The following is a 12805-nucleotide window of genomic DNA, read 5'->3' as shown; positions in this document are numbered from 1 at the left end:
TTTTAAAAAGACAGAACAATGAAAACGAACATATTAAAAAAATATAGCCTTCTATTGTGTGTTGGCATTTTATTAAGCTCAGGTTGTACTAAAGATTTCGATGAAATTAATACAAATCCATCAGCTTACGGATCAGCGAGTTTCGATCCAAATTATACTTTAACAACCGCTCAATTAACGTACACCGGAAGTACCGATTTTGCTTATGATACTTGGAGAGGCAATTTAATTTATGCCTCTACCATGATGCAAGGCCTTTCTACCGTAATTAGCTATTGGGCAGGTGATAAATATTTATTAAACGAAGGTTACACCGCAGCATATTGGGGCAATGCCGGCGTTGGTGCTTATACGGAACAAGTTAAACCCATTGTAGATGTAGTTGAATTTACAAAAGGACAGCAGAAGTATAACAACGTACAGCAGATAGCCAGAATTTGGAAGGCATTAATTTTTGAACGTATTACTGATTTGTATGGTGATGTTCCTTATTCTCAAGCAGGACAAGGTTATTACACCAGCAACTTTGCACCAAAATACGATGCGCAACAAGCCATTTATACCGATCTTTTAAAAGAAGTTGAAGAAGCTACAAATGCGCTAAATGTTAATGGTGATAAAGTAACTGGAGACGTAATTTACAAAGGCGATATTAATAAATGGAAGCGTTTTGGTAATACTTTATTATTGAGAATTGCCATGCGTTTAACCAAAGCCGATGAAAATACAGCAAAAGCTTATGCAACTAAAGTAATCGGGAAAACGATGCTTAACAATGATGATAATGCATTTCTTTTGCACGATGTTTCTGGCGCTAGAGTAACTCAAAATAGAAATAGTCAAGTTTTATCTGGCGATGGTGGTCAGGAAAATTATTATGTTAAATGGTCTAAAACTTTTATCGATGCACTGAAAGCAACCAATGATCCTCGTTTGGGAAAAGTTGCGGTAACTAAGTTGTTTATTGATGAAAATTCTAAAGCTCAAAATGCAGCTTTTGATGCGAATCCTTTAGTTCAGAAAGGAATGCCTAATGGAAAAGATTTGAGTGGTTTAGCTGGCCGTGATGTTAGACAGGATGCAACCTACACCACTTTTCCAGATTATTCATCTCCAAATCCAGGAATGTTAAAGAAAAATGGGGCAACTTTTATCCTTACTTATGCCGAAAGCGAACTATTACTTGCAGAAGCGGCACAGCGATGGAATATTGGCGGTACTGCTGCTTCTCATTATGCGAGTGGAGTTTCTGCTGCGATTACTTATTTAGGTCAGTATGATGCAACAATGGCCATTACAAGTACTGTGGCTGATGCTTATGTAACAGCGAATCCTTATGTAGCAGCAAATGGTTTGCAAATGATTAATACCCAATATTGGTTACATGCCAATACCATGCTCGATTTTTACGAAACATGGTCTAACTGGCGTAGATCTGGTTTTCCGGTTTTAACTCCAGTTGTTTACCCTGGCAATGCCACCGTTGGAACCATTCCACGCCGTTTTCCATATCCAGTAGAGGAAGCAGCAAAAAATGGAACAAATTATAAAGCAGCATCATCTGCTGCTCCTGGAGGCGATACGCTTGCAGGTAGAGTTTGGTGGGACAAATAAATAAAATAAAAATTATTAGGTAAGGCCGGCATTGCGAAAGCAATGTCGGCTTTTTGCTTTTACAGCAAATATGATGTGGCCATTATCAATTTAAACAAACGTTTGTGCTGTAATTTATGGCTATTTCAAGCCTTAGCTTTAAACTGACTTGGCAGTTGCTTCTTTCTCTTAAATATCTTTCAAAATTCAATATTAATTAGCTGTTAATGTGTTGTTTGCCTTGTTTTAATAGGGTTTTTGAAATCTCTTTAGTCAAACGTTTGCGCAATGATTTGATGAAAAATCTGCTTCTGTTACCATTACCTTTAGGTGACAAACAACCACGATCATCCCTAAGTGATTGGAACAACTAACATTAATAACCGATTTCAGACAAGCAACCTAATCTCAACTAAATAAATATTTTTATGATTAAATTTTACACAAGAAAAATTGGTTTACTCGCCGTTTTTCTACTCGTTGTTACTTCGGTATCGGCGCAGTTAAAAATTACCGGGGTGGTAAAAGGCGCAGACGATGGCCAATCGTTACCCGGCGTATCGGTAAAAATTAAAAATGCTACCACAGCGGTAAGTACCGATGCAAATGGGCGTTACAGCATTACCGCCGCTACCGATGCTACTTTAACTTTTAGCTATGTAGGTTATAAGCTAAAGGAAGTTCAGGTAAATGGCCGTACAAATATTAATGTTAACCTTAATCCTGATCAACAATCTTTAACTGATGTTGTTGTTGTGGGTTACCAACAGGTTAAGCGAAGAAACTCAACTGCAGCATTAGCATCTATAACCAGTAAGGATATAGAAAACCTTCCGGCAGCAAGTGTTGATGTTCTTTTGCAAGGAAAGCTTCCCGGGGTAAATGTTCAAAATTTTACAGGTCAGCCTGGGGTAAGTACCTCATTAATGGTTCGTGGAAACACCAGAATCATGTCGGCCGGAGAGTTTGATGGCGATAGAGCTTTTAGTAATCCATTGTATGTTATTGATGGTTTGCCAGTTTCTGAAGATGAGGTACAGGCTTTTACCCAAACAGGAACTAACTTTCTAACTTCTTTAAATCCGAATGATGTAGAATCTATCGATGTATTAAAAGATGCATCGGCAGCCGCTATTTACGGTTCTAGAGGTGCAAATGGCGTAATTTTAATCAGAACTAAAAGAGGTATTTCTGGCGTTCCAAAAGTAAGTTTCAATACTTACTACGGAATGGTTAACCAGCCAAACTATTTGGAAACCGTAATCGGTGCTGAGGAACGGAGAAGAAAATTAGATCTGATTTACCATTATGGAAATGGAACTCAGATTAGAAATAACGTTCCAATTATGTTAACGGATAGTTTGAATCCATCATTCAATAACAATAACAATTGGCAAGATTTATTTTATCAGAGCGGGGCAGTTTCTAACCAAGATTTAGCCGTTTCTGGAGGAAGTGAAAAATTCAATTACAGAGTGGGTGTTGGCCATTACGATGAAAAGGGTATCATTAAGGCAACAGGATATGAGCGCTACTCCATTAATGCGAATTTAGGTGCAAACTTTAGCGAAAAATTCCAGATGCAAACTTCCTTAAGATTAAGTAGAGGAATTAGATTGGTGGGTAGAGTTAGACCCGAGGAGCAAGGTTATCGAAATGCTTTTAAAATTAGTCCGATTAGTATGCCCTCTTCATTATTCTATTTATCCGATCAGGATAGAGCAGACATCGAAGCACCGTATGAATCTGTTCGAAATAATAACGCAGATAATAACGTAAGCGCAGTAACTAAATTAACATACAATATTCTTAAAAATCTTTCTTTTAATACGGAAGGTGCAATTAATTACAGTTCATCCAAAAGAGATTTCTTTAGTCCGGCACGGAGCGAATATAACGGCAGAGCTTATGCCTATTCTGGTTTTAGCGAAGGCTTAAAATATTTACTCACCAATACGGTGCTGTATAATTTCAGCATAAATGAAACACACAATTTAAATTTCTTAGCTGGACAAGCTTTCGAAAAACGAGATAATCAATCCTTATCTGTTGCTGGCGAAGGTATTCCGAATGATAATATTAAGGTTGTATCCGGTGTGGCGCAAGGCGATTTATCTGGCGGATCTGATCATTCTACTTATGCAAAACTTTCATTTTTTGGAAGTGCACATTACGATTATAAAGAGAAATACCTTTTCGATTCGTACATCAGAGCTGATGCATCTTCGAGATTTGGTCGTGATAACAGATGGGCAGTATTTCCATCTTTCTCTGCAGCGTGGATTGCAACGGAAGAAAACTTCATGAAAAATATTTCATGGATAGATTTAGCTAAAGTTAGATTTAGTTGGGGCTTAAGTGGAGATGAAGCAAGTATCGGTGATAATGATCGGTACAACAGCTTTTCTCTAGGCGCAGCCGGATATGCAGGAAGTAGCGCAGGAACATATAATGGCGTTCCGGTTATTTATCCAAACTTTAATAAATTAACCAACAACAATCTAACTTGGGAAGAATCGGCTCAAACCAATATCGGTTTGGATTTAGAGTTTTTTAAACGTCGCTTAACTTTAACCGCCGATGCTTATGTAAGAAATACGACTGGCCAAATGCTTAAAGTATTGGTTCCAGAAACATCAGGTTATAGTGCATCCTTAAGTAACGCTGCGGGGGTTAGAAACTCTGGATTAGAACTTCAGCTTACTGGTCGTGTTTTCAAACCAGAATCGGCTTTTCAATGGAGTCCATCAATCAATATTTCGTTCAATAAAAATATGGTAACGGCACTTCCCAACGGAAACCGAGATTTATACAGTAACGGAACTATTTATGTGGTAGGCAAACCCTTAAATATGTATCAAATGTACATTACCGATGGCGTAATCAATTCGATTAGCGATTTATTGGTCAATCCATATACCGGTCAGGTTGGGGCTACCAAATGGGGAACTTTAATTTTGGGAATGCCGAAATGGAGAGACATTACAGGTGATTATAAAATATCGGATAACAATGGCGAAAACGATGTTACCTTTTATGGTAATCCAAACCCAAAAGCAACAGGTGGTATCAACAATGCTTTCAGATATAAAAACTTCTCGTTATCAGTTTTCACCACGTTTACATTGGGTAGAACAATTGTAAACAGCACATTGGCACAGCGATTATCAAATGGATTATTTTACGGTAACCCAGAAGATTTGGCAAGAGCATCAATCGGAGATTACGAACAATATAATTATTGGAGACAGGCAGGAGATAATGCAACTTTTCCGGCTTTAAATCCTTTCGCTGGTTTGTATGTGTTTAGGGCAGAGCAAACTTTCTATGTAGAACCAGGATGGTATGTAAGAATCAAGAATGTAAACTTAGGCTACGATTTTACACCGCAAAATTTCTCTTTCATGAAAAAAATGAAGCTTAACAGGATTAAACTTTATGCCATGGCAGATAACCTTGTAATGTTCCAAAAGTTTTCGGGCATAGATGCTGAGGCGGTAAATGCTCAAGGTTACGATTTCGGTGATGGATACCCAATTCCTAAGAAATACACATTTGGTCTTCAGGTAGAATTTTAAAAATTAAGCAGATGAAAACGAATAACAAAAAAACAAGAAGTAGTTTGCTAATGATTGCAACACTTCTAATTATATTAATAGCTCCATCTTGCAAAAAGGCATTAGATAACGAATTGGACAATGCAACTTACGATGATAAGTTTTGGAAAACTGAAGCGGATGCCCAAGGTGCAATAAGTGGTGCATACGGATTATTAAGAACCAGTTTGTACACCGATAATACTTTCTTTATTTGGGGTGATTTGCCTCAAGGAGAATTTCAAACTGATGATACAAACATGCAGGGTCCTTACGTAAATGGAGGATTAAACGCCGTTTACTATCGTGAGGGAGGAGCACACACTTGGACAAACTGGTATAAAGTTATCAATGTATGTAATTTGGTAATTGATAAAGTTCCGGCAATTCCTACTGCCTCTTTTTCGGGAGGGATTAAAGCTAAAAACTACCTAATTGGAGAGGCTTACTTTTTACGCGGACTTTGCTATTTCTACATGGCTCGCGTTTGGGGAGAAGTTCCTGTACAAAACGACCCAATATATACGGCAGAACAAATTAAACTTTTGGCTCAATCTCCAGAAGAAACGGTTACAAGTCAGGTGATTAGTGATGCCACAAAGGCATCAGCATTAATGACATTTGAGGGCACAGCTCAATATCAAAGAACCAGAGCGAACAAAGGAGCAGCACTAGGTTTACTTGCACACGTTACGGCTTGGCGCCATGATTATGCGAAAACTTTGGTTTATACGGATTCTATTATTAATAAAGTTGATACTTACGGTTTAGAAACGGCTGATAACATCAGAATGCCATTTAAAAATACCAACTCAAAAGAAAACATCTTTGTAATTCCATCTTCTAATGCCAATAAAGAAGCATATTTCAGTGACGGAATCGGGTTTCAAACTTTGATGGAACCTTATATTACAGATCGCTTTAGTAAACCTTTGTTCTATGTAAACTCTGATTATCTGTTTAATATTTATCCTAATAAGGCAGATGTTAGATTGGATAAATTTTATGGATATAGCAGTAGCGCAGATATTGATCTCTTAATTAAATATAGCGATGTTGGATATAAAACGGCTACTGAGCCTTATATAGAAAGCAACTTAATCATCTACAGGTTAGCAGATATGTACTTGTTAAAAGCAGAAGCACTTAATGCATTAACTCGAGATCCAGAAGCACAAACAGCAATTAATGTAGTAAGGGGGAGAGCAAATACAACAGGAACTGCTTTAGTTGGAAATTTGCTTAAAGTAGAAATTATGAATGAGCGGATTAGAGAACTTGCAGGTGAGGGTCAGAATTTCTTCGATGGCGTGAGGATGAACCGAAGTCCTGTTTGGATGACGGATGCGCGTAAAACGCTGAAAGGTTGGAGATGGCCAATTGCAAACAGCATTCTTCAGAATAACAACCTCATCAATCAAACAGAATTCTGGAAAGGTAAATACTAAAAAGACATCACATGAAAAAATATATATTTATAGTTTTTGCAGCCATGATTGTGTTCATCAGCTGTAAAAAAGGAAACGGAATTATTGATGGAGGTTTAAGCAACCCGAAGGTTAATTTCAATACCTACGATTTTTTAAAATCGCACCCAAGAAAGGTTTTTGATACCACTTTAATGGTTATAGATAAAGCGGGTTTAAAAGACATCATCAATGGTGATGTAACTTTCTTTGTTCCCAATAATTATTCTATTAATAACTTTTTAAACATTAAACGCGATGAAGCTCGCCAAATTGATGAGAACAAAAAATATACATTAGATTCTTTGTTCAAATATTTCAGTCCGGCAAAGCTTAGAGATTCGTTGGGCATCTATGTTTTCAAAGGAAAAATATCTTATAATCAGCTTACCGAAGAAGGGCAGATTTATCACCCTGTGGTATCTCCAACAGAGAGCTTTGTAATTTCTTATACAAAAACTTCAGGCTATTTGGTTGATGGAATTATTACATCCGACGCCCGATTGGTTTATTTTACAAGAGTAATTGGCCAGAGAGATGTTTTGGTAAACGGACAGATGGAAGATCCTAGCGGCGATGAAAGTTTGCTCGATAGAAGTGCAGTTTGCCAAACCTCAGGCATTGAAACAACAAACGGAATTGTGCATGTTTTGAGCAATTCACATCCATGGACATTTAAAGTAAAAGATTTTTAAAGCAATATTTTATGAAAAAGATATATTTATTCGGAGGCATACTTTGCCTAATTATTGCAGCAATAACCTTTAATGCTTGTAAAAAAGTAAAAGAAGGTTTTTTAAGTGATTACTTACGTTATTCATCAAACCCTTTAAGGGTAAATGCAGGATCATTTTATCTTTCTCAGGGATTAATTCCTGATGCATCGACACCGCCTTTTGAGGTAACCCTGCTTAATGTTAGGCATAAGGATACTGGAAAAAGAGCTGAAGAGTTTTTTAAGGAATATGAACTGGACATTTGGAAGTTGCCCTTCGATCCACGTACCGATACAACTTTGGCACTTATTAACGCCAAAAGAACGCGAGTTAAAAAAACACCTTTTGAGGTTACTCCAGTAAGCGGTCAAATGGTGTTTAACGAAGGAAGTAATAACATTCCTCCAGGGGAGTATTTACTCGATATTCAGGTTAAAAACCCCAACGGAACAAAAACTTATAATGGAATTTGTACTATTATTTTAGCACCGCAAGTAGAATACGAATATATTAATGCGCCATATTCTTTGGCTGTTGAAGCCAATAGCGAAACCGCAATCCGATTTGCTTACGATGCAGATTGGATTAATGCAGCAGTGGGAAGATCAACAACGGCCTGGTTAAAAATTAGACGTGTTGCAGATTCACCAAATCAGGTTGTGCTGAAATTCAAAGATAAAAACGGCGCTTTATTTGCACCATCTGAATACAAACAAAGACCAAGTGGAAATACCTACTTAAAAACCTTAGGCACATTTGCGTACAAAACTACCGTTACCGATACAGCTGTTTTATACGATTACGCGACAAGTCCTTTTCCGGCGCTTTACTGGGATAGTCAGAGTAACGGTATAAACTGCTATTATAGAATAAATGCCAACAACATTGCTTCTATTGATACGGCTAGCGCTACAAACTGGAATCCACCAAGCCAATTGCCTTATGGTACTTGGAACAAAAGACCAGTAAAACTGAATGTTAGGTTTAACACCAGGATAAATAGGCCAGGAAAATACATCTACGAGATTATTTTAGCAGCCACCAAAAAATAACCAAAAAGATGGCTTGTCGAGACAAGCCATCTTTTTTAATAAACATCCAAATGAAATCATTCCTAACTTCTTTATTCATCCTGTTAACCACTATTTCATTTGCTCAGCAAAGTTGTCCGAAATGGGGGCCATATGTTAAAACCAAAGGTTTGGCTAAGCAAAACGCAGAACTTATGATGGCCGATGTTATGTTTCCAACAGCCGGACTAGCACCCTATACTTATGCTTGTAGCGTTCAATTTGGGATAGGTAAAAGTGGTGGTTATTGTGGTATTCAAAAAGCCGGTGATAACGAAAAACGCTTTACCAATAATATATTTTCCATCTGGGATTTCCCGAACAAGATTCAGATTACCGCAACCTATAAAGATCCCTTAACCTTTGTTGGTGGTTTTGGTGGTGAAGGAACTGGTTTACATTCTCATGCCGATTTTAACTGGAAACCAGATCAATGGTACACCAATATTATTCGCCGTTGGTCTGTAAATGATTCTACCACGAATGTGGGATACTGGATTTACGACCATACCGCAAAAACCTATAAGCATTATGTAACTTTTGTTGTGCCTGAAGCTAAAGCCATGTTGCATGGAGATTTAGGAAGCTTTTTGGAAAACTTTGCGGATGATTCTAAAAAATCAAGAACGGCAGTTTATAAATCTTATTGGATGTTGGGCGATCAAAATAATTGGCTCCATCCAGATACCTTAATTGCCGAAGCTGGAGTTGGTTCCTGGAAAGCCGAAGCTCAAGAGGGGGGCGTTAAGCTTACTTCTTGCGGAACAGAGATTGGTCCATCACGTTATTCTTTTCCTGTTAAAGAAAAATCAAATCAACCAGAAATTGTTCAGGCACCATCCATTTACGATTTATCCAGTTATTATGATCATACGCAAAAGAAGATATTTGTAAACTGGAGCATCCTTAATACCGCTACGCCACAGTTAAGTTATGCGGTAAATATTTACGATAACAAGCAAAAATCTGGCAAACCCATTGCAACGCTAAACGGTACAGATCCCGATTTAAACATGGTCGGAATTGCAGTAAGTAACCTTCATCTCAAAAGTCAAGATTACTACATTACAGCTTACCGATATTTTTGGACAAACAACTCCAATAAAAACGACTATCCTCAGGGAATTAAAACCCTAATGAAACCGAGCCTCAAAGAAATTTGAGGCTTTTTTATGGTAACAATTTTAATCGGTTTTTTGATTAGCCGTCCTTTAATTTGATATTTAGGAACCAAACCAACATTCATGAAATTTAAACTTATACTCACCACATTTTTGTGTGCAAGTTTCTTTGCGCATGCACAACAAGGGCCAAGAAAAAATCCATCAAAAGAAACCGTAACCAAAACTGAAGTAACGGTTAAAGAAGAACCAAAACCAACAGGGAATGAAAGAGCCATTAAAGTAGAAAGCTCGGTAATTACCAACCATACGGTAACGGTTGATGGAAAAACCATTCCCTACAAAGCCACTACCGGAACATTGCCTGTTTGGGATGAAGATGGAAAACCAATAGCGGGTTTATTTTACACCTATTATGAGCGTAGCGATGGTCAAAATAAGGCAAAAAGGCCATTGGTCATTTCTTTTAACGGTGGTCCGGGTTCGGCATCTGTTTGGATGCACATTGCCTATACTGGTCCAGTAGTTTTAAATATCGATGATGAAGGTTATCCTGTTCAACCTTATGGATACAAAGAAAACCCTTATTCTATTTTAGATGTTGCCGATATCGTGTACATCGATCCAGTAAATACAGGTTATTCTAGAGCGGTAAGTAAAGACATTCCAACGAATAAATTTTTTGGCGTTCGTGCGGATATTAAATATTTGGCTGAATGGATTAATACTTTCGTTACCAGAAACAATCGCTGGGCATCGCCGAAATTCTTAATTGGCGAAAGTTATGGAACCACCCGGGTTTCCGGGTTGGCTTTAGAGTTACAAAACAGCCAATGGATGTATTTGAACGGGGTAGTTTTGGTCTCTCCAACAGAATTGGGAATAGAAAGAAGTGGCCCAGTTGATGCAGCTTTACGTTTGCCTTATTTCGCTGCAACCGCATGGTATCATAAAGTTTTACCTGCCGATTTGCAGAGCAAAGATTTAACGGCAATGTTGCCAGAAGTGGAAAGCTTTACCATTAACGAACTGATTCCTGCAATTGCACAAGGTGGCATGCTAAGTATCGATAAAAAGAAAGCCATTGCCACTAAAATGGCTCGCTATTCTGGCCTATCAGAAAAGGTAATTTTGGATTATAACTTAAACGTTCCGACAGATTTTTTCTGGAAAGAACTTTTGCGAGATAAAGGTTTTACCGTTGGCCGTTTAGATTCTCGCTACCGTGGTATCGATAAAATGAGCGCCGGCGAAGGACCAGATTATAACGCAGAGCTTACCTCTTGGTTACATTCTTTTACGCCAGCCATCAATATGTACATTAGAAATGAACTGAATTATAAAACAGATTTGAAGTATAATATGTTCGGCTCAGTTTACCCTTGGGATAATACTGGCGACAAAACCGGCGATAATCTTCGTCAGGCAATGGCGCAAAATCCTTACCTGCATCTTTTAGTTCAATCTGGTTATTACGATGGTGCCTGCGATTATTTTAATGCAAAATACAGCATGTGGCAATTAGATGCTGCGGGAAAATTAGCAGATCGAATGAGTTGGGAAGGTTATCGCAGTGGGCACATGATGTATCTCCGTAAGGATGATCTTAAAACAGCCAATAATCACATTCGCGAGTTTATTAAAAAAGCACTGCCAAAAGAAGGGGAAGCTGCCAAATTCTAAATCAGGATTTTTTTAGGGATTTAAGGATTTTCAAGATTGATTTTTATAATCAAATCAAGAAAATTAGATTTAATAGAAGCGCAAAGACAGTACAATAATTAATGTTCGTCCTGTGCCCAACGCATTCTATTGGAGCTTTCCAAATTATTTAAATAAATACTCCTTTAAGTATTAACGATTTGTTTTTGCAAATGGGAAACAAAAAACGGTAACTGCAAACTAAAAATATTTACTTATTTTTGTGGTTCAATTATGCAACAAATAAAAACATCATTCGATTTTGAAAAGCCTATTGCAGATTTAGTTCAGCAAATGGAAAAGGTTAAGCAAGTTGCCGAAAAAACTAAAGTAGATATGTCTGCTACTTTAGATGAACTGGATGGCAAGTTAGAAGAAACCACTCAAAACTTATATAACAACCTTACCGGATGGCAAAAGGTTCAAATGAGCCGTCACCCGGACAGACCGCAAACACTGGATTATATTAGCATGATCTGCGATGATTTTATCGAATTACATGGCGATAGAACCGTTAAAGATGATAAAGCAATCATCGGTGGTTTTGCAACAATCAATGGGCAAACAGTTATGGTTATTGGTCACCAGAAAGGTAAAAATACCAAAGAGCGTCAATTCCGTAATTTCGGAATGGCAAATCCAGAGGGTTACCGTAAAGCCCTGCGTTTAATGCGTTTAGCAGAAAAATTTAACAAACCTGTTGTTTCTTTCATCGATACAATGGGTGCTTACCCAGGTTTGGAAGCAGAAGAACGTGGACAAGGAGAAGCTATTGCAAGAAACTTATTGGAAATGTCTATTCTTAGAGTTCCAATTATTTGTGTTGTAGTAGGCGAGGGTGCTTCTGGTGGTGCTTTAGGGATTGGTATTGGCGATAAAGTTTACATGCTGGAGCATACTTGGTATTCTGTTATTTCACCAGAATCTTGCTCTTCAATTTTATGGAGAAGCTGGGATTTTAAAGAGAAAGCCGCAGAATGCTTAAAGCTAACTTCTGATGATATGTTTGGAAACAAACTAATCGACGGAATAATTCCAGAACCTCTTGGTGGAGCGCATCAAAATCCAGAATTGATGGGGCAAACATTAAAAGATTACATTATTAAAGATTTGACCGCTTTGGGTAAAATTAAAACGGATAAACTTATTGAACAACGAATTGATAAATTCTGTGCAATGGGTGTTGTTAACGAATAAATCATTAACTAAAATAAATTTGAAATCCTGTTTCGCTTCGGTGAAACGGGATTTTTTTTGCCTCTATAGATTTGACAACTTTTAATAGCCAGATGGAAAGAAAGTAGTCAAATCTTCTGATGCCCCAATCAATAAGGCCACCAAACTTCGCAAGTTTAAACCTGAACCTTTCCTGTTTAGATTTGACAGCTTTTAATAGACAGATGGAAAGAAAGTTGTCAAATCTTCTGATGCCCCAATCATTAAGCCCACTAAACTTCCATAAGCCTACGCATTTAAATTTTTTTGTATTTTTCTAAAACTATTTAGATTTTAACCTGTTTGTATAAATGAGAGCGTTAATTT

Annotated in this window: 8 protein-coding genes; all 8 read left to right on the top strand. The window is 37.5% G+C overall.

The window, feature by feature from the left end; genetic code table 11:
• Positions 1-18: 18 nt before the first annotated feature.
• The 8 genes from H7U22_RS17835 to H7U22_RS17800 all read left to right on the top strand — a co-directional run bounded on the left by H7U22_RS17835 (position 19) and on the right by H7U22_RS17800 (position 12460).
• Entirely contained in the window at positions 19-1614 is a 1596-nt protein-coding gene (locus H7U22_RS17835) for a SusD/RagB family nutrient-binding outer membrane lipoprotein (RefSeq protein WP_187072698.1), read from the top strand.
• 407 nt (positions 1615-2021) lie between these two features.
• Complete coding sequence (locus H7U22_RS17830; RefSeq protein WP_187072697.1) at positions 2022-5171, top strand: SusC/RagA family TonB-linked outer membrane protein; 3150 nt, start codon at positions 2022-2024, stop codon at positions 5169-5171.
• Between the two features lie 11 nt (positions 5172-5182).
• Positions 5183-6637: a RagB/SusD family nutrient uptake outer membrane protein gene (locus H7U22_RS17825; RefSeq protein WP_187072696.1), complete on the top strand. Its 1455-nt coding sequence runs from the start codon at positions 5183-5185 to the stop codon at positions 6635-6637.
• A gap of 11 nt (positions 6638-6648) precedes the next feature.
• Positions 6649-7350: a fasciclin domain-containing protein gene (locus H7U22_RS17820; RefSeq protein ID WP_187072695.1), complete on the top strand. Its 702-nt coding sequence runs from the start codon at positions 6649-6651 to the stop codon at positions 7348-7350.
• Positions 7351-7361: 11 nt separating this feature from the next.
• Positions 7362-8423: a DUF5007 domain-containing protein gene (locus H7U22_RS17815; RefSeq protein WP_187072694.1), complete on the top strand. Its 1062-nt coding sequence runs from the start codon at positions 7362-7364 to the stop codon at positions 8421-8423.
• A 50-nt stretch (positions 8424-8473) separates the two neighbouring features.
• Positions 8474-9604 (top strand): DUF3472 domain-containing protein, encoded by a 1131-nt coding sequence (locus tag H7U22_RS17810; protein ID WP_187072693.1) that lies wholly within the window; start codon positions 8474-8476, stop codon positions 9602-9604.
• Positions 9605-9685: 81 nt separating this feature from the next.
• Positions 9686-11245 carry a S10 family peptidase gene (locus H7U22_RS17805; RefSeq protein ID WP_187072692.1) on the top strand — a complete coding sequence of 520 codons (1560 nt, stop codon included), beginning with the start codon at positions 9686-9688 and terminating at the stop codon, positions 11243-11245.
• Positions 11246-11497: 252 nt separating this feature from the next.
• On the top strand, positions 11498-12460 hold the full coding sequence (locus H7U22_RS17800) for an acetyl-CoA carboxylase carboxyltransferase subunit alpha (protein WP_187072691.1): 963 nt from the start codon (positions 11498-11500) through the stop codon (positions 12458-12460).
• The last annotated feature ends 345 nt before the right edge of the window (positions 12461-12805 follow it).

The sequence above is a fragment of the Pedobacter fastidiosus genome (assembly GCF_014306625.1).
In the GTDB taxonomy this organism is placed as follows: domain Bacteria; phylum Bacteroidota; class Bacteroidia; order Sphingobacteriales; family Sphingobacteriaceae; genus Pedobacter; species Pedobacter fastidiosus.
Note: the sequence above shows the minus strand (reverse complement) of the source record. Positions and strands in the feature narration are given on the sequence as shown.

What these genes read in the sequence shown, in the direction of transcription:
- H7U22_RS17825 (WP_187072696.1), top strand. Translation starts at nt 5,183, where the DNA reads ATGAAAACGAATAACAAAAAAACAAGAAGTAGTTTGCTAATGATTGCA.
- H7U22_RS17800 (WP_187072691.1), top strand. Translation starts at nt 11,498, where the DNA reads ATGCAACAAATAAAAACATCATTCGATTTTGAAAAGCCTATTGCAGAT.
- H7U22_RS17805 (WP_187072692.1), top strand. Translation starts at nt 9,686, where the DNA reads ATGAAATTTAAACTTATACTCACCACATTTTTGTGTGCAAGTTTCTTT.
- H7U22_RS17820 (WP_187072695.1), top strand. Translation starts at nt 6,649, where the DNA reads ATGAAAAAATATATATTTATAGTTTTTGCAGCCATGATTGTGTTCATC.
- H7U22_RS17830 (WP_187072697.1), top strand. Translation starts at nt 2,022, where the DNA reads ATGATTAAATTTTACACAAGAAAAATTGGTTTACTCGCCGTTTTTCTA.
- H7U22_RS17835 (WP_187072698.1), top strand. Translation starts at nt 19, where the DNA reads ATGAAAACGAACATATTAAAAAAATATAGCCTTCTATTGTGTGTTGGC.
- H7U22_RS17815 (WP_187072694.1), top strand. Translation starts at nt 7,362, where the DNA reads ATGAAAAAGATATATTTATTCGGAGGCATACTTTGCCTAATTATTGCA.
- H7U22_RS17810 (WP_187072693.1), top strand. Translation starts at nt 8,474, where the DNA reads ATGAAATCATTCCTAACTTCTTTATTCATCCTGTTAACCACTATTTCA.